This is a genomic window from Pseudoxanthomonas sp., from assembly GCF_035999195.1.
Classification (GTDB): Bacteria; Pseudomonadota; Gammaproteobacteria; order Xanthomonadales; family Xanthomonadaceae; genus Pseudoxanthomonas_A.
On sequence record NZ_DASYGY010000004.1, the window covers coordinates 433,040 to 451,903 of the forward strand.

General features: G+C 68.4%; 21 protein-coding genes. 6 read left to right on the forward strand and 15 right to left on the reverse strand.

Features of this window, described 5'->3' with window-relative positions; genetic code table 11:
* Positions 1–8: 8 nt before the first annotated feature.
* The 3 genes from VGN58_RS02735 to VGN58_RS02745 are packed head-to-tail and all read right to left on the reverse strand — an operon-like array spanning position 9 to position 1,915.
* A complete protein-coding gene (locus VGN58_RS02735; RefSeq protein ID WP_327481381.1) occupies positions 9–503 on the reverse strand; it encodes an arsenate reductase ArsC in 495 nt (164 codons plus the stop codon).
* A 21-nt stretch (positions 504–524) separates the two neighbouring features.
* On the reverse strand, positions 525–1,550 hold the full coding sequence (gene arsB, locus VGN58_RS02740; RefSeq protein WP_327482050.1) for an ACR3 family arsenite efflux transporter: 1,026 nt from the start codon (positions 1,548–1,550) through the stop codon (positions 525–527).
* A gap of 32 nt (positions 1,551–1,582) precedes the next feature.
* Positions 1,583–1,915 (reverse strand): metalloregulator ArsR/SmtB family transcription factor, encoded by a 333-nt coding sequence (locus tag VGN58_RS02745; protein WP_327481383.1) that lies wholly within the window; start codon positions 1,913–1,915, stop codon positions 1,583–1,585.
* 41 nt (positions 1,916–1,956) lie between these two features.
* On the opposite strand from VGN58_RS02745, the gene VGN58_RS02750 reads away from it, so the two are divergent.
* Entirely contained in the window at positions 1,957–2,850 is an 894-nt protein-coding gene (locus tag VGN58_RS02750; protein ID WP_327481385.1) for a sterol desaturase family protein, read from the forward strand.
* Between the two features lie 32 nt (positions 2,851–2,882).
* Positions 2,883–3,599: an arsenical resistance protein ArsH gene (gene arsH / locus VGN58_RS02755; RefSeq protein WP_327481387.1), complete on the forward strand. Its 717-nt coding sequence runs from the start codon at positions 2,883–2,885 to the stop codon at positions 3,597–3,599.
* 59 nt (positions 3,600–3,658) lie between these two features.
* Here arsH and VGN58_RS02760 read toward each other — a convergent pair whose 3' ends face one another.
* Complete coding sequence (locus VGN58_RS02760) at positions 3,659–4,054, reverse strand: YciI family protein (protein WP_327481389.1); 396 nt, start codon at positions 4,052–4,054, stop codon at positions 3,659–3,661.
* 193 nt (positions 4,055–4,247) lie between these two features.
* Here VGN58_RS02760 and VGN58_RS02765 point away from each other — a divergent pair, with 193 nt between their 5' ends.
* A complete protein-coding gene (locus VGN58_RS02765) occupies positions 4,248–5,216 on the forward strand; it encodes a hypothetical protein (RefSeq protein WP_327481391.1) in 969 nt (322 codons plus the stop codon).
* Positions 5,217–5,299: 83 nt separating this feature from the next.
* On the opposite strand, the gene VGN58_RS02770 is transcribed toward VGN58_RS02765, so the two are convergent.
* From VGN58_RS02770 to rph, 11 genes are all read right to left on the reverse strand, one after another.
* Positions 5,300–7,462, reverse strand: coding sequence for a M48 family metallopeptidase (locus tag VGN58_RS02770; protein ID WP_327481394.1), 2,163 nt, complete (start codon positions 7,460–7,462; stop codon positions 5,300–5,302).
* A gap of 272 nt (positions 7,463–7,734) precedes the next feature.
* On the reverse strand, positions 7,735–8,160 hold the full coding sequence (locus VGN58_RS02775; RefSeq protein WP_327481396.1) for an MAPEG family protein: 426 nt from the start codon (positions 8,158–8,160) through the stop codon (positions 7,735–7,737).
* Positions 8,157–8,489, reverse strand: a complete 333-nt coding sequence (locus VGN58_RS02780) for a hypothetical protein (protein WP_327481398.1) — start codon at positions 8,487–8,489, stop codon at positions 8,157–8,159. Before VGN58_RS02780 ends, VGN58_RS02775 begins: the two co-directional genes overlap by 4 nt.
* Positions 8,490–8,561: 72 nt before the next feature.
* Positions 8,562–9,050 (reverse strand): hypothetical protein, encoded by a 489-nt coding sequence (locus VGN58_RS02785; protein WP_327481400.1) that lies wholly within the window; start codon positions 9,048–9,050, stop codon positions 8,562–8,564.
* 132 nt (positions 9,051–9,182) lie between these two features.
* The gene (gene pepQ, locus VGN58_RS02790; RefSeq protein ID WP_327481402.1) at positions 9,183–10,523 is read right to left on the reverse strand and encodes a Xaa-Pro dipeptidase; all 1,341 of its coding nucleotides are present in this window, start codon (positions 10,521–10,523) and stop codon (positions 9,183–9,185) included.
* A gap of 79 nt (positions 10,524–10,602) precedes the next feature.
* A complete protein-coding gene (locus tag VGN58_RS02795; protein WP_055940066.1) occupies positions 10,603–10,950 on the reverse strand; it encodes a PilZ domain-containing protein in 348 nt (115 codons plus the stop codon).
* Complete coding sequence (locus VGN58_RS02800) at positions 10,947–13,430, reverse strand: DUF1631 domain-containing protein (RefSeq protein WP_327481404.1); 2,484 nt, start codon at positions 13,428–13,430, stop codon at positions 10,947–10,949. Before VGN58_RS02800 ends, VGN58_RS02795 begins: the two co-directional genes overlap by 4 nt.
* 90 nt (positions 13,431–13,520) lie before the next feature.
* Positions 13,521–14,675 (reverse strand): radical SAM family heme chaperone HemW, encoded by a 1,155-nt coding sequence (hemW, locus tag VGN58_RS02805; RefSeq protein ID WP_327481406.1) that lies wholly within the window; start codon positions 14,673–14,675, stop codon positions 13,521–13,523.
* 2 nt (positions 14,676–14,677) lie between these two features.
* On the reverse strand, positions 14,678–15,271 hold the full coding sequence (gene rdgB / locus VGN58_RS02810; protein ID WP_327481408.1) for an RdgB/HAM1 family non-canonical purine NTP pyrophosphatase: 594 nt from the start codon (positions 15,269–15,271) through the stop codon (positions 14,678–14,680).
* A gap of 6 nt (positions 15,272–15,277) precedes the next feature.
* Positions 15,278–15,670, reverse strand: coding sequence for a VOC family protein (locus VGN58_RS02815; protein WP_327481410.1), 393 nt, complete (start codon positions 15,668–15,670; stop codon positions 15,278–15,280).
* Between the two features lie 101 nt (positions 15,671–15,771).
* On the reverse strand, positions 15,772–16,497 hold the full coding sequence (gene rph / locus VGN58_RS02820; protein ID WP_327481412.1) for a ribonuclease PH: 726 nt from the start codon (positions 16,495–16,497) through the stop codon (positions 15,772–15,774).
* A 110-nt stretch (positions 16,498–16,607) separates the two neighbouring features.
* On the opposite strand from rph, the gene VGN58_RS02825 reads away from it, so the two are divergent.
* The 3 genes from VGN58_RS02825 to rpoZ all read left to right on the forward strand — a co-directional run bounded on the left by VGN58_RS02825 (position 16,608) and on the right by rpoZ (position 18,810).
* A complete protein-coding gene (locus tag VGN58_RS02825; RefSeq protein ID WP_327481414.1) occupies positions 16,608–17,468 on the forward strand; it encodes a YicC/YloC family endoribonuclease in 861 nt (286 codons plus the stop codon).
* 90 nt (positions 17,469–17,558) lie between these two features.
* Positions 17,559–18,248, forward strand: coding sequence for a guanylate kinase (gmk, locus tag VGN58_RS02830; RefSeq protein ID WP_327481416.1), 690 nt, complete (start codon positions 17,559–17,561; stop codon positions 18,246–18,248).
* A 262-nt stretch (positions 18,249–18,510) separates the two neighbouring features.
* Entirely contained in the window at positions 18,511–18,810 is a 300-nt protein-coding gene (gene rpoZ, locus VGN58_RS02835) for a DNA-directed RNA polymerase subunit omega (protein ID WP_327481418.1), read from the forward strand.
* The last annotated feature ends 54 nt before the right edge of the window (positions 18,811–18,864 follow it).

The window sequence follows — 18,864 nt, forward strand, 5'->3', positions numbered from 1 at the left end:
GGGGGTGGTCACGACGCCGCGCCGATCTCGCGGACCCGGGTTTCCAGCGCCAGGCGGTCCAGCGCCTCCGGCTTCAGCGCCATCAGCAATGACAGGCGATGCTGCAGCAGCTGGAGCGCCTTGCCGAAGGCCTTGTGCACCTGTTCCTGCGAGCCGGCGACGGATGCGGGATCCTCGATGCCCCAGTGCGCGGTCACCGGATGGCCGGGCCAGAGCGGACACGCCTCACCCGCGGCCTTGTCGCAGACCGTGATGATCAGATCCATCGCGGGCGCGCCAGGCGCGGCGAACTCGTCCCAGGGCTTGCTGCGCAGCCCGTCCGTCGCGATGCCGGCTTCCTCCAGCACCTGCAATGCCATCGGGTGTACGTGTCCGCGTGGATGGCTGCCCGCGCTGTAGGCGTGGAAGCGGCCTTTGGCCAACTGGTTGGCCAGGGCTTCGGCCAGGATGCTGCGGGCGGAATTGCCCGTGCACAGGAACAGCAGGTTGTAGGGGCGGTCCATGGGAGGTCCTGAAGGGTGGGATTAGGCGCGGCGTTCGTACCAAGGCTTCGACGCGTTGACGATGTGCACGACGGACAGCATCACCGGCACTTCCACCAGCACACCGACGACGGTGGCCAGTGCCGCACCCGAGTGCACGCCGAAGACGCCAACCGCGGTGGCGACCGCGAGCTCGAAGAAGTTGCTGGCGCCGATCAGCGCCGAAGGGCCGGCCACGCAGTGGGCCACGCCTAGCCTGCGGTTGAGCCAGTACGACACGCCCGCGTTGAGATACACCTGGATCAGGATCGGCACCGCCAGCAGGGCGATGATCAGCGGCTGGTCGACGATCTGACGGCCCTGGAAGCCGAACAGCAACACCAGCGTGAGCAGCAGCGCGCCCATCGAAATCGGTCCCAGCCGCGTCAGCAGCGCCTGCAGCGCCGCGTCGCCGCCGCTGCGCAGCACCCGGTGCCGCACCAGCACCGCCACGATCACCGGCACCACGATGTACAGCCCCACCGAGATCAGCAGCGTGGACCAGGGCACCGTGATGGAGGAGATGCCCAGCAGCAGCCCAACGATCGGTGCGAACGCCACCACCATGATCGCGTCGTTCAGGGCGACCTGGCTCAAGGTGAAGCGCGGTTCGCCATCGCAGAGGTGGCTCCATACGAACACCATCGCGGTGCACGGTGCCGCCGCCAGCAGGATCAGGCCGGCGACGTAGGAATCGATCTGCGCGGCCGGCAGATGATCCGCAAACCCATGGCGGATGAAGATCCACGCCAGCAGCGCCATCGAGAACGGCTTGACGGCCCAGTTCACGAACACCGTGACGCCGATGCCCTTCCAATGCTGCCGGACCTCGCCCATCGCGGCGAAATCGATCTTCAGCAGCATCGGGATGATCATCAGCCAGATCAGCAGGGCGACCGGCAGGTTGACCTGGGCCACTTCCGCCGCCGCCAGCGTGGCGAACGCGTCCGGCAGCAGGTAGCCCAGTGCGGTGCCCACCGCGATGCAGCCCAGCACCCACCAGGTCAGGTGGCGCTCGAAGCCGCCCATGCGGCGTGACAGCGAGGGTGCGGCTGCCGACGTCACGGGCAGTCGGGTCCGCAGGTCGTGGCAGGCGCGCACTGCGCCGCGTCGCCGCCGCAGCAGTTGCGGGTCAGGAATGCCAGCAGCGCGTTCATCGCGGCGAAGTCGGCCCGGTAGCAGACGTACCGGCCGCGCGGTTCGCTCTGCACCAGCCCCGCGGCCACCAGTTCCTTGAGGTGGAACGACAGCGTGGCGCCGGGCAATGCCAGGGCGTCGGCGATCTCGCCCGCCATGCGGCCGGACGGACCGGCTTCGACCAGCAGGCGGAAGATCGCCAGCCGGGTGGACTGTCCGAGGGCGGCGAGGGCAGCGGTTGCGTTCTTTATTTCCATGTTTCTAGAATAGTCGAACAGTATCAGGCTAGCAATCGACCATGACAGAACGACGACACGTGCCGTGGCATTGGCCGCACCTGCTGTTGCTGGCCGCCCTGCCGGTGATGGCGACCGCCGCGCTGCGACTGCAGTGGCCGGCGGCATCGGCCCTGGCGGGCTGGCTGGTGGCCAACGTGGCGGTGCTGGGCTTGGCCGAGCGCTGGCGCCCGTTCCGCACCGACTGGCAGGCGACGCCCCGCCATGTGCGGCGCGACGGCACGGTGTGGACGCTGAACGTGCTGACCGACGCCGTCGCCTCGGCCGCCCTGACCGCGCTGATCGTGGTCCACCTGCCGGGCGACAGCAGCTGGCCCTTGGCCGCCCAGGTCCTGGCCGGCGTGCTGGCGGCCGAATTCGCCGCGTACTGGATGCACCGCTGGAGCCATGCCGGCCGCTGGTGGTGGCGCGTCCACCTGCTCCACCATCGGCCGGATCGGCTGAACGTGGCCAACGCGCTCACCGCGCATCCGATCAACGCCCTGTACGACAAGCTGGTGCGGGTCCTGCCGCTGATGTGGCTGGGTCTGTCGCCCGAGGCCATGCTGATCGTCGCGCTGTTCGGCCTGACCCAATCGTTGGCCGTACATGCGAATGTCGCCGGAACGCTCGGCCCGCTCGACCGGTTGGTCGGCAGTGCGGAACTGCATCGCCTGCATCACAGCACGCGCCCGGACGAGGCCGGCAATTTCGGTACGGCGCTGCCACTGTGGGACCAGGTGTTCGGAACATATCGCCGCGGCAACGCGCCGGCCCGCGTGGGCGTATTCGACCCGTCGCGTTATCCCGATGAGTGGCGACTCGGCGCCCTGCTGGCGTGGCCCTTCCTCACGCGCATGCCGTGGCGGGGCCGCACGGGTCTGCCGCGGTGCTGTCGCGGCGCACGCCCGGCCTGAGGTCCACGATCCGACACGCGATGAAGAACCCCATGAACGAATCCACCCTGCCGAACGTGGCGCCCGACGCCCTCGACATCCCCGATGCCGCCCGGCTCGCCAGCGGTGACGCGACGCATCCGCCGCGCATCCTGATCCTCTACGGCTCGCTGCGTCCGCAGTCCTTCAGTCGCAAGCTGGCGCTGGAAGTCGAGCGCCTGTTGCAGCACTTCGGCGCGGAGACGCGCGTGTTCGATCCCCACGACCTGCCGCTGCTGGACAGCGTGGGCAAGGACCACCCCAAGGTGCAGGAGCTGCGCACGCTCTCGGAATGGTCCGAAGGGCAGGTGTGGGTCAGCCCGGAGCGCCATGGCACGCTCACCGCCGTGTTCAAGAACCAGATCGACTGGTTGCCGCTGGAAGAAGGCGGCGTGCGCCCCACGCAAGGCCGCACCCTGGCGGTCATGCAGGTCTGCGGCGGCTCGCAGTCGTTCAACGTGGTCAACGCGCTGCGCGTGCTGGGCCGCTGGATGCGGATGGTGACCATCCCGAACCAGTCCTCCGTGCCGAAGGCCTGGCAGGAGTTCGACGAGCAGGGACGGATGAAGCCGTCGCCCTACTACGACCGTGTGGTCGATGTCATGGAAGAACTGTTGAAGTTCACCCTCATGGTGCGCGGCCACAGCGCGTACCTGACCAGTCGTTACAGCGAGCGCAAGGGCGACCTGGCAGCGCAGGCGCTGGCGTCCGCATCCGCGGCCGCCGAATGAGGCAGGCCCGCTCGGGGAGCACCATCGCCGCGAGCGCAGCGTAACCGGGGCGGCGCGCGTCAGCGCGGGTCGTTGCGCCAGGCCGCCGGCGTTTCGTTGGTCACGTCCTGCGCGCGGGCGGGCGCGGCGTCCAGCGGCCGGATCTCCAAGGTCAGGCCAAAGGCCAGGCAGGGATTCTCCGCCGCGATCCGTGCGGCGTGTTCCAGCGACTCGGCCACGATGAACCAGTAGCCGCCGACCAGTTCCTTCGCCTCGGCGAACGGGCCGTCGGTGATTCCGTCGCGCGAGACCTGTTTGCCCCGGTGCTCCAGCCGGCTGCCGGGCTTGAGCACGCCGTCGGCCAGGCCCTTCTCGTACCAGGCGTAGAAGCGGTCGATGGCGTCCTGCACGTCTTCTTTCGAGGCGCTTTCGTCCCACTGGCCGCGGGAGAAGAGCAGATAGTCGGAGGTCGTCATGGGCCACTCGTGAGCAGGAGGCGCTGGGAAGCGCGCATGGAAGGAATGCCGGATGCTCCGCCGCCTGCGGCGCCATCGCGTCTACCGCATCCTACGCGTTGCCGCTGCATTGAGGCGACGTGCGGCACAGGACGGCGACTTGCCTTGCCGGCTCCGGGGCGATAGCGTCGGCGCGGCGCAGGGAGAGCATCGCATGGGCATACGCAGCAGGGTCGTCTTCCTCATCGCAGGGCTGTGCATGGCGGGGGCGCAGGCCACGCCCCCATCCGCAATACCCGACGGACCCGAGCCGGAAGCCATGGCGGCGCTGCTGGATCGCGACGCGGCGCCCGAGGCGCGCGACCGCGCCATGCAGCAGCTGGTCGCCAGCGCGCAGGCCGGCGACGGCCATGCGGCGTTCTACCTGGGCGCGCTGTACCGGAGCGGCATGGACCATCCCGCGCGACGCGTGGAGCGCGACGTGGAGACGGCGCGCTTCTGGCTGGAGAAATGCGTGGCATCGCAGCGGTGCCCGCTGGTGGCGTTGGCGTCGCTGGCGGAACTGGAGCTGGCGGCCGGCCATGCCAAGCCGGCGATGCAGTGGGCACAGGCCTGGGTGGTGCTCGATCGCGAACGGGAAAAGCGCACGCGCGGCGACCGTCCGCAGGACAACACCCATGACATGCCGTACCGGCATACGGCCTACCACGCCTTCCTGATCGATCGTTGCTACAAGGCGATGGCGCCCGCGCGCGATGCCGACTCGCTCGGCCGCAGCTGGTTCCAGGAACTGGCGCGCACGCATGGCGACCATCTCGAACGCATGCTGCAGGCCTCGCTGGAGGCGCCGCCTGCCGGTGATGCGGAGGGCGGCGAGATCCGCCCACGCCTGCAGATCGCCACCGAAGCCCAGCGCACCAAGGTCATGGGCAACGACGCGCGCATTCCGCTCGGCCCGTCGCTGGGCCTGTTCCTCTACCGTGGCAATCCCGCCGGCGGCCGCGCCGACGGCCTCTGGATGATCGAGGCGCTGCCCAATCCCGCCGGGGCGCGCGGCATCGAAGCGCAGGCGCGTTCGGTGCGCACGCTCCCGTACACGCCCGCCGCCGATGGCCGCCGCGCGTACGCCTATCTGCCGATGACCTTCAGCGATGGGGTGTGGTCGCTGACGCCGCAGCGGTGACCGGCGGGCGGGCGTCCGCTTTCGGGCGAACCTCAATGCACCAACCGGCACGCGACCAACGGAAAGGTCTTCCTGCTCCGGTTTCAGACTGCCCGCTTCAACAGCCTGATCGGACGGATGCCGTGCCGTTGCTCGGCCGCATGGGCGGTGGCCGCCAGTTCCGCCAGCGTCGACTGGTACAGCTCCAGAAAGGCGTCCTCCAGCGGTGAAGTGACCTGGATGAACTGGATGTCGTCGCCGCCCGCACTGGAGAGCCGGCCGCAGCGAGCGCGCAGATGCTGTCCCAGCGACGGCCCGTCCCGCAGCTGGATGCCATCCAGATCGGCGAGCAGTTGCAACGTCTGCTCGCGATAGCGCGCGCCCAGGCGACTGACGTGCTGGCGCAGGGAAGCATCGTCGCCGCGCATGCCACCGTGCAGCCAGAGGCAGACGCGCCCCTCGTTGAAGACGCGCTGCAGACGGGGCCAGACATCGTGCAGTTGCTGCAGTACGCCGAGGCGTGCCTGGGCGTCATTGTGTGCGGATTCGTCCAGCGCGGCGATGCCGTGTTGCAGGCGGCGCGCGGACACGGCCAGGATGCGTGCGGCCAGTTTGCGGTCGGGCGTGTCGTCCGCCACGCAGGCGGCATGATCCTCGCGCAGCCTGGCACCGTCGGGGAGTGATCCGTCGGGCATGAGGAAGTCGACCTGCAGGTCGATCAACGCCACCCACAACGACAGTTGGCCGGCTTTTTCGCGCCGGCGCTCCAGCCGCTGCCAGAGGCCGCTGGCGTCGGGCCCCAGCCGGCGGAGCTCATCCACGCAGCCCTGCCAGTCGAACGCCGACGCCGGCAGCCGCGAGCCTTCAGCCGGATCGAGCAGCGGGCACACGCCGACCATGCCGTTGGTGTAAGCGTCCCAGACCCGCGCCAGCGGCTCCGGTAGCCGACCCAGTCCCAACAACTGCGCGCCGTCGACCAGGTTGCGCGGACCGAATTCCAGCTCCAGGCCCCGGTAGAAGTGCTCGGTCACGCGGCGGCACAGGGCGGGGAAATCGGCGAACAGCGTGGAAGCGGGGCGTTCGTCGCGGAACAGGCCCGCAGCCCGCAAGGCCTGGGCGTTCGCGATGCGGGCCTGGTCGGCGGGATGCGAATCCCAGTAGCGCGTTTCATCGTCCGCATCGAGCTGCTCGGCCACTCTGCGCCAGTCGTCATCGGTCCACTGGGCGAGCCGCAGGCCGACGGTCGCCGGCAGGTCGCCGACGAGCTTGCCCTCGCGCCAGATCTTGCGATTGAGCTGGTCCACTTCATGCAGCGAGAGCGCAAGCGCGCGCAGGCGCAGCGCCGTATCGGCGAAACCGTCGCTGCCCACCACGATGGCCTCGTAGCGGTCGGCGTCGAACTCCATCTCCTGCGACAGCCGTTGGCTCATGCGGAAGCTCACCTGGAACAGGCCGCGCATCAGCATCCGGGTCAGCCACAGGCACCAGAGGGTGAAGGCGCAGGTCAACTGCGCGTAGCCGCCATTGTTCTCGTCGGCGGCCCAGCGGCGCAGCCGTTCGTCCCAGGCATCGGGATGGTACGCACGCGATTCCAGCCAGCGGTTCACGCCGTGGATGAGCACGGCGGCACGCATGCCGCCCTGTTGCGCGAAATGTCCGAATTCGTGCGCCAACACACCCACCAACTGCCGGGCACTCATGCCCGCCACCAGCGGCAGGCCGATGGTCAGCGTCTTGTGCCCGCCCACCAGGCCGGCCAGGCCGGGACTGAACTGCACCCAGGCATTGGCCTGGTGGCTGAGCCGTATCTGATGCGGCGGGCGGATGCCGATGGCCTGGCTGAGCGCCTGGACCGCACCGGTGAACTGCATGTCGTCGTCGGGCGAGAGCGCTACGGCATCGGGCGCCTGCGCACGCGGGGCGAACAGGGGCTTGAGCATGAACAGGATCATCACCCCCATGGCGAACCCCGGCATGATCCACGCCAGTGCCACGAACAGGTTGAAGCGTTCGCGTGGTGCCCAGTCCGCGTAGTAGTGGTAGCCCAGCGACGCCAGGCCGACGATCAGGCCGAGATAGAGCAGCGGCATCAGGCCGGACAGCAGCGCGACCAGCCAGAGGAGGAATGTGTACAGCGGTTTGGTGGGCGGCCGCGGGACGGACCCCGGTGCAAGGCGCTGCAGGGAATGCGCGGGGGTATCGTCGTTGGCGGAGGAAGAAACGGCAGCGGACACAGGCGCGGCAAGCGACATCGACTCGACTTCCATGGCAAGTGAGGTATCGCAGGATCACGGCAGCCGGTCGAAGCTCGCGTCCCCACGCATCGCCTCGTCTTCCCCGCGTGCCACTCCTGCGCGGCGGCACGCGAGGAGCATATCAGTCCGAGAGAGCGCGGAGCAGGTCCACCGCAGTGCATCCGAGCAAGACAGCCGTCACTGTTGCATGTCTCACGATTCCCTCGCGATGGCTCGCCTTCAATCGAACGCTCCATTGACGCAAGCGCGTAGCCTCCTGTCGAACGGCCCCGTGCATCCGCGTACTACGCGCGTCCCGATACCGTATCCAGCAACACGCCCCACAGCCCCAGCACCGACAGGAAGTTCACGGTGAACACGAGGCCTCGCAGGCGCACGTTCGTGGTCAGCACCTGCACGGCGCTGTGCAGCAGGCGGCCACCGACGAAGAGCCAGGCCAGCGTGATGGCCAGGGTGCTGGTGCCGAACATCATCAGCAACACGCAGGCGATGTGGAAGAACAGCGGCCACTCGAACTGGTTGGACAGGTTGGCACTGATGCGTGGTTCCACCGTCGTCCACGGATTGCGGCCGTCCGCGCGACGGCCGATGTCCCAGATGGCGGGTGCCCGCGCGACGGTCAGCAGCACGTAGAGCAACGCCGTGAGCGCGACATGCGCCGTCATCGGCAGCAGCAGGGCGGTATCCAGCGGCGCGGCGGCGAGCGTCATGGCAACGGCGGGTTCGCCACGTAGGCCGCACCGAGGGCGGCGAACAGGCCGAGCAGGATGAAGAAGCCGTAGCGCAGGCGGAACGGGATCGCCGGCTTGCCGTAGCGTCGCTCGGCCTCCCGTCGATCAAGCCGCCAGCCGTGGTTGCACTCCGGGCATGCGAGTTGGTAGCGCCTGCCGTAGACGAAGCCGAACAGCAGGTCGAACTCGCCGTACTTGTAGGCGAGCTGCGGCTGGAAGTCGCGCTCCTCTTCGCAACGCGGGCAGTGCTGCGGTTCCGGCTCGCCCACCGGCACCACGCGTTCGCCCTGGCCGATCATGAACGTCATGCGTGCCGTTCCCTTTGCGTAAGCTGCCAACCTAGCAGCCTATCCGAATCCAACTGGGTGCAATTTCGCGAGTCACACCTCGGGCTGCTTCAGCCTCTTATAGTCTTTGATGGCTAGATGTGCCAAGTGAATGCCCGGATACAGCATAAAGCCAAGCAATACTAAGCCAGCTACTATCTTTCGCCAGAACCACTCGCTGACGCTCTGCACACCAATTCCCTTCACGCGACTGATGTCTGGTGCATCGGGAAGATATTCAATATCAGCTGTATCTGCTAACCGCCATTCTGATGCAGCCTTCGCTAAGACCTGATAGGTCTTTCCGTTTACTGTGTACTCGTAAACACCCACGGCGCCTGAGGTGTATCGGCCTCGGTGGTCCTCTTCCTCAAACTCACCCACGTCCGAAAGTGATCCGGAAGCTATCTGGCTTTCCCTAATCAGAGCTAGGTCATGAAGAGGATTGCCGGCTGCTGACCTCCAAAACCACAGGCCTGCCAACAGAGCAAGCACGGACCAAAGGGCAAGCTTGAATGGCGTTGGTTTTTCACTTGTACTCATGTGCCTTCAAGGTTCCTTACTGATCAGTTAGGAAGCGAAGCCCGAGTGAGCGCAGAGCGCCCGGGAGGGTCTGCCACGGAAGGTGTCCGAACCCCCGGGTGCGGCCGTTGGCCTTACCTGGGCTACGTTGCCTCAGCCTGCTTCCGCGAACGCCGGCCGCGTCAGGTTGTCCGCATCGCCTTCGGTGCACAGCACTTCGTCCTCGATGCGGATGCCGCCGTACGGGCGGAACGCGTCGACGCGCGCCCAGTCGACGCTGGCGGCGTGGCCGTTCTTCTTCACCTCGTCAAGCAGCAGGTCGATGAAGTACAGCCCGGGCTCGATGGTCACCACCATGCCGGGTTCCAGCACGCGGGTCATGCGCAGGTAGGGATGGCCGGCGGGGCGCTCGATGCGGCCGCCGCGGTCGCTGGCGGCGAAGCCGGCCACGTCGTGCACCTGCAGGCCGATCGGATGGCCCAGGCCGTGCGGGAAGAACGCCGCGCTGACGCCGGTGGCGACCGCCGCTTCCGGCGATACGGTGATCACGCCGAAATCCTTCAGGATGCCCATCAGCGTGTGGTGCGCGTCCACGTGCAGTTGCTTGTAGTCCACGTTGGCGCGCACGCCGGCGCACATGCGCTGCTGCGCGGCGTCCACCGCGTCGATCAGCGCCTGTAACTCGCTGCCGGTGTCGTAGGCATACGTGCGGGTGATGTCGCTGGCGTAGCCGTGGAAGCTGGCGCCGGCGTCGATCAGGAAGCTGCGCAGCGGATCGGGCGCCACGCGCTGCAGTTCCATGTAGTGCAGGATCGCCGCGTGTTCGTTGAGGCCGATGATGTTGCCGTAGGGCAGGTCGTTGGCGTCCTGGCCCACCGCCGTGCAGTACGCCATGTGGATGCCGAACTCGCTCTGGCCGGCGCGGAAGGCGGCTTCGGCGGCGCGGTGGCCGCGCACGGCCAGGCGCTGCGCCTGCCGCATCAGTACGATCTCGTACGGCGTCTTGTACGAGCGTTGGTACTCCAGGTACTGGAGGACCGGCTCGGGATTGTTCGGCACATGGTCTCCGAGCGCGCTCTGCGGCTCGCCGAGGATCGCGCTGCGTGCGGCCGGCGGCAGCAAGGCGCCGGCCTCTTCGGGCTTGCGGATGATGTGGACGTCGACGTGGTCCACCCACCAGCCGCTGGGCGCGTCCGGCACCACGTGCCAGTAGTCGAACGGCTGGTAGAAGATGACTTTCGGCCGCTGGCCGGGCGTGTACACCAGCCAGCTGTACGGCAGGCGCGTGAGCGGCAGCCAGGCCTTGAACTGCGGGTTCACCGCATACGGATAGTCGCGGTCGTCGAACACCTGCCAATGCTGCGTGCCGCTGGGCACGACCAGGTGGTCGAAGCCGCCGCGCGCCAGCGCTTCGTCCGCGCGCCGCTTCATCGTCGCCAAGTGGTCGGCGTACAGCGGGACGAGGTCGGTGTCGAAGGAGGCGGGTGCGTTCATGGCGGCGGCTCGTGCGAAAGAGCCGCCATTCTGCCGCAATCGTTCCGCGTGGGCCTTGCGGGGATGGTCGCCTGGCGCGCTATTCGGCTTCGGGGCCGGCGGCCACCCACTGGCGCAGGCGTTCCAATGGTTCGCGATCGATGGTCAGGAAGCGCAGGCCGGCGAAGGCCTGGCCGGGGGTGTTGGCCGGCGCGGACCAGACCAGGTGCGCGCCCACGTCGATCGGCTGGTCCTGACCGCGCGCGTCCTGCAGGTGGAAGCGCAGCTGGTACAGCGCGTCGTCGACCACCGGCTCGGTGGCGACCAGCAGCATGCCCGACTCGGACAGATTGCCCAGCCGGCCGATCACCTGTTCGGTCATCAGGTCGAACACGGCGACCGGTTTGGCCACGGCGCGCCGGCGGGCACGGCGGAACTCGCGCATCATGCGGCGTCTCCTGCGGGTTCGCCGCCGCGGCCGGTGAGGCTGCGCAGCGCGCTGAGGGTGGCGTTCCAGGCGCGGTCGATCAGGCGACCGCGATCCTCGGTGACCACCTGCGCCTGGCCCTTGGCCATCAGGTGGGCGAGCGTGTCCAGCGAGTGCTCGCCCACGCGCTGGCCGCGCTGGTTGACGAACAGCGCGTTGCCGGTCACCGGACTGAACCACGACAGGCGCTGGCGTTGCACGTCGCCCTGCTGGTTGCGGGTGAACTCGAACCAGGTGCCGAACGGCAGCGTGCGCAGGTAGTCGTAGCACTCCTGCTCCTGCGGCGTACGCGCCTGCACGGGCCTCTTCTTGACCTCGCCCTGGCCGCCGAGGCGCGCGCGCGCCTTGAGGCGCGCGGTCAGCTCGGTGCGCGAGGTGGTTTCGTCTTCCTCGGCGCTGGACAGCCGGCGCGCGATCGCCGCCGCTTCGTCCTCGTGGTAGCCCACCTGCACCAGCGATCTTTCGATCTTGCCCGCCAGCGCCGGGTCGGGCGCCTGCGTGGTGGTGGTGGCGGCGACGATCTCCAGCGTGGTCTGCAGCTGGTCGGCCCATTCCGCGGACGACTCGCCATTGCGCAGTTGGGTAAGCGTCAGCACGTCGGCCCAGGCCTGGCTCAGCAGGGCCTGCACGAATTTCTGCGGCCTGGCTTCGGCCATCGCCGATTCGATCGTGTCCACCGCCCGTTGCTTGGCGATCTCCAGCCGATCCTTGCCACGCGCGGCCTCGATCTGCCGGCGTTCGGCCAGTTCGGCCTTGCGCGCCGCTGCCTGCAGGTGCTGCTGCACGTCGCGGTTGGCGTCTTCAAAGACCGCCTCGTCGCCCTCGTAGGTTTCGACCACGGTCTCGACCGCCTTGTGCAGGCGCTGCACCAGGTTCGGATCGACATCGTCGTCGCCCAGCCAGGTGGCGCCGGATTCGGCCACCGTGTTGAGCAGGTCGCGCGCCGGATGCTGCGCGCGCAGGAAGAAGTTGCGGTCGCGCAGGGCGGCCTGCACGACCGGCACCTGCAACCGAACCAGCATGTCGGCGGCGGGGGCGTCGTGCTGCACTTCGCGCTCGATCTCGTTGTACAGCAGGTCGAGCAGCTCGAAGGTGTCCGAATCGGCGCTGGCCAGCGTCGCCCCCGGCCCATGCGTGGCGCGGACTTCGGCCAGCATGGCCTGCTGCAGGTCGGCGACCGTGCGGCGCGGCTGGTCCGGCGTGCGGGCGGGCAGCGGCGCCTTCTGCAGCGCCTGCAGGGTGCCCAGCACGTCGGGCGTGGGCAGAAGACGGCGCGGAGCCGGTGTATCCGACGATCCGCCGCGTTGTGTGCCGCCCGGGGCGCCACCGTCACCGCCATCACGGTGGCCATGGCCTGCCGTGCCACCGGCGGCGGCTCCGTCGGCGTGACCGGTGAGCGGTGCCAGCCCGCCTGCCTGCGCCAGCGCATCGGCCTGCAGGCCGCCGCGGCGTATGGAGAGCAGCTTCTGCAGCACCTCGAACGAGCCGGCCATCTCCTGCGAGGACGCGCCTGAGGCGGCCGCGTCGGCGGCGGGCGCGCCTGCGACGGCGGACGACGTCACGGCATGGTGCTCGCCGTCCCTGCTGCCGGTCAGCGCGCCGGCGACCGCATGCAGCTGTTCGGGCGACAGCGTGGCCCAGTGCGAGCCGCCCGGCTGGCTCTGCCAGCCGGTCATCGGTCGTGCGCCACTGCCGGCCTCATCGCGCGGCGGGCGCACGATCTCGAGAGTGCGTGCGCGCCGCGGCGCGTAGACCAGGCCGGGCAGGATGCCCTCGCGTGCGAGGAACTGGTTCACCGTGCTCGCCCATTCGGTGTAGTTCAGCATCACCTTGTGGTCGAAGCTGCGGTACAGCACCAGTTGCGCATCGATGGACAGGTCCAGGCACTGCGCCGCGTCCTTCAGCAGGTGGCACAGGCGGTACGGGCCGAGCGGCAACGTCTCGGCCTCGTAGGCGGGGCAGCAGGCGAGCACGCCGAACCGCTGGCCCAGCATCAGGATCTGCGCGTTGCCGCGCTGCTCGTGCCGGCGCGCGACCTCGCGCAGCACGATCTCCTGGTCCATCACCGCGTCCTCGACCAGGGTCAGCGTCTGGTAGTCCAGCCGTGCCTGCGCCGACTCGTCCGCCGGCCGTGCGCTGCGGATGCCCGCCAGCGTCGCTTCCAGCGCGAACATGTAGTGCGGGACCAGCTCGCCCCGGTTCTTCTGCAGCGAGCGCAGGTCCACGAAGATCTGCGCCTGCGCATGGTTGCTGCGGGCCTGCTCGGCCTGCTTGAACAACTGCTGCTCGAACTCCACCAGCATGCCGTTGAGGGCCGACACGAAATCCGTGGCGATATGGTCGAACAGGTTCTGCAGCACGCGGCGCACGCGCGGCGGCAGGGCCGACAATGCGATCGTGGTCGGCGCGGCAGCGGACGTAGGCGGTCGTGTCGCGGTCATCGGTGCGGTGGGCTCCCCTGTAGCCGCATCATTATCACACCCGGTGTTGCCTGCGCACCCCTCCGTCGGCACGTGCGGGCGGGGCGCGGATCAGGTCTCCAGGAACAGTTCGATCACATCGTTGGTGAACCGCCGGCCCAGGGCCGTGGGGCGCACGTGCGTCGCGGACAGGTCCAGCCAGCCGTGCTGCGCGGCCTGCTGCAGCGCCGCCGTGATGCTCGCCGGCGGCAGGCCGGTGGTGGCGGTGAAATCGGCCAGCGCAAAGCCTTCGTGCAGCCGCAGCGCGTTGAGCATGAACTCGAACGGCCGGCGATCGGGCCCGATGTCGTCGTCGCCGCCGATCGCCTGGGGCGTGCCGGCGGTAGCCAGGTAGGTCGCCGGATGCTTCACCTTCCAGCGCCGCAGGATCCGCTGCGTGGCGCCGACGGTGATCTTGCCGTGCGCACCGGCGCCGATGCCGAGGTAATCGCCATAACGCCAGTAGTTGAGGTTGTGCGCGCAGCGCCGGTCCGGCTGCGCGTAGGCGCTGACTTCGTAGTGCCCGTAGCCGGCGTCGGCGAGCAGCGCCTGGCAGTGCTCCTGCATGTCCCAGGCATGGTCGTCGTCGGGGATGCCCTGCGGCGGACGCGCGAAGAACACCGTGTTCGGCTCCAGCGTCAGCTGGTAGTGCGAAATGTGCGCCGGCCGCAAGGCGAACGCGCGCTGCAGGTCGTGTTCGGCCATCGCCAGCGTCTGGCCGGGCAGGGCGTACATCAGGTCGAGGTTGACGTTGTCGAAGCCGGCATCCTGTGCCAGCTTCACTGCATTTTCGGCTTCGCGACTGTCGTGGATGCGGCCGAGCTTCTCCAGGCTCGCATCGTCGAAGCTCTGGATGCCGAAGCTGATGCGGTTCACTCCGGCCGCGGCGTAGCGGTCGAAGCGGCCGTGCTCGGCGGTACCGGGATTGGTCTCCAGTGTGATTTCCAGTCCGGGTGCGAAGCGCAGCCGGCTGCTCGCGCCCTGCAGGAACCGGTCGATCGCCTCCGGCGGAAACAGGCTGGGCGTGCCGCCGCCGAAGAACACGCTGTGCACCGTGCGACCCCACACAAGCGGCAGGTCCTGGTCCAGGTCGCGCAGCAGGGCGTCCACATAGTCGTCGAACGGCAGCGCGCCATTGCCCTGGTGCGAGTTGAAGTCGCAGTAGGGGCATTTGCGCACGCACCACGGCAGGTGCACGTACAGCGACAGGGGGGGCGGGATGAGCATGGTCAGGGCAGGTCGAGCAGCAGCTGCTTCAGGCCGGCCAGCGCCTTGCCGCGGTGGCTGATGCGGTTCTTCTCGTCCAGCGGCATTTCGGCGGCCGTCTGTCCGCGCGACGGGTCGAAGAACACCGGGTCGTAGCCGTGTCCGCCGCTGCCGCGACGCTCGTGCAGGATCCGTCCACGCCATTCCCCCTCGACGATCAGCGGCTGCGGGTCGTGCGCATGACGCAGCAGCACCAGCACGCAGTAGAAATGTGCGCCGCGCTGGTCGCCGGCGACGTCCTTCAGCGCGTCCAGCAGCTTGTCGATGTTGCGGTCGGCGTTGCCGTGCTCGCCGGCGTAACGCGCCGAATACAGGCCGGGCGCGCCGTTCAGCGCATCCACGCAGATGCCGGAGTCGTCGGCCAGCGCGGGTAGACCGGTCTGCAGGCTGGCGTGGCGCGCCTTGATCAGCGCGTTCTCGACGAAGGTGGTGCCGGTCTCGTCGGCATCCTCCACGCCCAGGTCGGATTGCGCGACCAGTTCGATGCCGGTGTCGGCCAGCAGGCCGCGGAGTTCTTCCAGCTTGCCCGGATTGGAGGAGGCGAGGACGAGTTTCATGGTGGATCAGCCCTTGGGTTGCAGCAGGTCCCAGCGGTTGCCGTAGGCATCGCGGAACACGGCGACGGTGGCGTAGGCCTCTTCGCGCGGCGTCTCCAGGAACTCGACGCTGGCGGCCGTCATGCGCGCATGGTCGCGCCAGAAGTCGTCGGTCTGCAGGAAGAACCCCACGCGCCCGCCGGTCTGGTCGCCGATGCGCGCGCGCTGTTCGTCCGTGCTCGCGACGGCGAGCAGCAGGTCCGTGGTGCCGTCGCCCGGCGGTGCCATGCGCACCCAGCGCTTGCCGCCGCCGAGGTCGGTGTCCTCGCGAAGTTCGAAGCCGAGCGCGTCGCGGTAATGCGCGATGGCGCGGTCGTAGTCGTCGACGAGCAGGGTGACCAGGCTGAGGATCTGCGGCATCAGTCAACTCCGTGGAACAGGGCGGTTGTGGGAGCGATGTCAGTCGCGATGAGGCGTTACCGCTGGGCTATCGCGACTGACGTCGCTCCCACAGGACAACATCAACCTGCCAACGCGGCGCGCTGGGCGGCGAACAGTTCGCCGATGCCCTTCTCGCCCAGCGCGAGCAGCGCATCCAGCTCTTCGCGACGGAAGGCGTGCCCTTCGGCCGTGCCCTGCAGTTCGATGAAGCCGCCGCCGTCGTTCATCACGAGGTTCATGTCGGTGTCGCAGTCGCTGTCCTCCGGATAATCCAGGTCCAGCACCGGCACGCCGCGGTAGATGCCCACCGAGACCGCCGCCACGGCGCCATGCACCACGTCGCGCTTGATCTCGTTGCGCCCCTTCAGCCAGTTCACCGCGTCCACCAGCGCCACGTAGGCACCGGTGATGGCGGCGGTACGCGTGCCGCCGTCGGCCTGCAGCACGTCGCAGTCCAGGGTGATGGTGCGCTCGCCCAAGGCGCCACGGTCCACGCAGGCGCGCAGGGTGCGTCCGATCAGCCGCTGGATCTCCAGCGTGCGCCCACCCTGCTTGCCGCGCGAGGCCTCGCGGTCGCTGCGGGTGTGGGTGGAACGCGGCAGCATGCCGTACTCGGCGGTCACCCAGCCTTCGCCCTTGCCACGCAGGAAGCCCGGCACCTTGTTCTCCACCGTCGCCGTGCACAGCACGCGGGTATGTCCGAAGCTGACCAGCACCGAGCCCTCGGCATGGCGGGTGTAGTGGCGCAGGATGCTCACATCGCGCATCTGGTCGGGCTGGCGGCCACTGGGGCGTGAGAAGGACATGGGAACATCCGCAAAGAGGGGGACGAAGTCTACCAGCCCGCCCTCCCGGGCCCGGCGGCGGCCGTGCAGGCTGGTAAGATGCGCCGCTCACTGGTCCGATGGGCACCTGCATGATCCGCAGCATGACGGCGTTCGCCACCGGCGAGCGCGCTACCGAGGGCGGCACGCTGGCGGCCGAACTGCGCGCGGTCAATCACCGCTTCCTGGAACTGGGCGTGCGCCTGCCGGACGAACTGCGCGCGCTGGAGCCGGCGTTGCGCGAGCGCGTGGCCTCTCGCGTGTCGCGCGGCAAGCTGGACCTGACCCTTCGCCTGCGCGCGCCCGAAGGCGGCGGCGCGCTGCAACTCAACCCGCGCGTGGTGGCGCAACTGTCCGAACTGGCGCAGGAGCTCTCCGCGCGCCTGCCGGACCTGCGCACCGAGTTGACCGACGTGCTGCAGTTTCCCGGCGTGCTGCAGAGCAAGGGCGTGGACATGGAGGCGCTGCAGGCCGAGGCGCTCGGACTGCTGGACACGGTGCTGGACCAGTTCGTGGCGGCGCGCGAGCGCGAGGGCGGCAAGCTGGTGGCGGCGATCTTGGAACGCGTGGACGGCATCGCGGCGCTGGCGGCGGAAGTGCGCACCCTCATCCCGCAGATCCGCGCGGGCCAGCGGCAGAAGCTGGAAGCGCGCCTGGCCGACGTGGCCCAGAACATGGAGCAGGGCCGGCTGGAACAGGAACTGGTGCTGTGGCTGCAGAAGCTCGACGTGGACGAGGAACTCGACCGCCTCGACAGCCACATCAAGGAGATCCGCCGCGTGTTCACCCAGAAGGAACCGCAGGGCCGCCGGCTGGACTTCCTGCTGCAGGAGTTCAACCGCGAAGCGAACACCCTGGGCTCCAAGTCCGTCGACATCCGCACCACCAACATCGCGGTGGAGCTGAAGGTGCTGATCGACCAGATCCGCGAACAGGCGCAGAACATTGAGTGAGGCGGTGATTGGTGATTGGTGATGCGGAAAAGCACCCATTCAGAATCGCTGGGACGAACGGATCGATGGAACTACCACTTGAGCGCGACGATGACTCACCAGACTCCCAATGAGCGCGATTCGGCGTCTGCGAATCACGAATCACGAATCACGAATCCCAGCTCCAACCGGGGGACCCTCTACATCGTCGCGGCGCCGTCGGGCGCGGGCAAGAGCAGCATCGTCAACGCCGTGCTGGCGCGCGATGCCGACATCGCGCTGTCCATTTCTTTCACCTCCCGTGGTGCGCGTCCGGGCGAGAGGCATGCGCAGCACTACCATTTCATCAGCGCCGACGAGTTCAAGGCGATGATCCGGGCCGGCGATTTCTTCGAGTACGCCGAAGTCCATGGCGACTGGAAGGGCACCGCTCGTCAGTCGGTGGAGCCGCAACTGGCGGCCGGCAAGGACGTGCTGCTGGAGATCGACTGGCAGGGTGCGCGGCAGGTGCGCGAGAAGGTGCCGGACGCGGTCAGCGTGTTCATCCTGCCGCCGTCGCGCGACGCGCTGGAACAGCGCATGCGCGCGCGCGGGCAGGACAGCGAAGAGGTCATCCAGCGTCGGCTGGCAGCCGCGCGCGAGGAGATGTCGCATTACGCCGAGTTCGACTACGTCATCGTCAACGACGTGTTCGAGACCGCGGTCGAGCAGATGCACGCCATCTTCACCGCCAGCCGCCTGCGCCGCGAAGCGCAGGACGCACGCCACGCCGACCTGATCGCGGCGCTGCTGGCCGAATAGCGCCCGACCGGCGTAGCGCCGAGCTTGCTCGGCTCCGCACGCCATCAACCCGCGAGGAAACCGTCCTGGATTGGGGTTTGCCCAGCATCCGTTTCGAGCACATCCAGAGGCAGCGGAGCGAGCTCCGCTCTACGGAAGCAGTGCCATCTCGCCCTAAATCATTGATTTGCAAGGAAAGACTTGCAATGCGGGGCTTGGCTGCCTACAATCCCGGCCCCTTTCCGTATTCACTGCGCGGCCTGCCCGGTCGCCGGGAGCCCGCATGGCCCGCATTACCGTCGAAGATTGCCTGGAAGTCGTAGATAACCGTTTCGATCTGGTCACGATGGCCGCCAAGCGCGCCCGCCAGCTGGCGAACGGCGTGGAGCCGCAGATCGACAACACCGAGGCGCAGGACAAGCCGACCGTGCTGGCGCTGCGCGAGATCGCCGCGCGCAGGATCGACAACGAGCTGATCGACCGCGTCGAGAAGGCCGAGCGCGAGCGCGCCGAGCGCGAGGCGCTGGAGTGGGCCGCCGCCGAAGTGGTCGCCGACGACGACCTGTCCAAGGGCGACGACTGATCGTTTCCGACTACCGTTGCGATCGGAACGGATGATCGATGGAAAGCCCGCGCA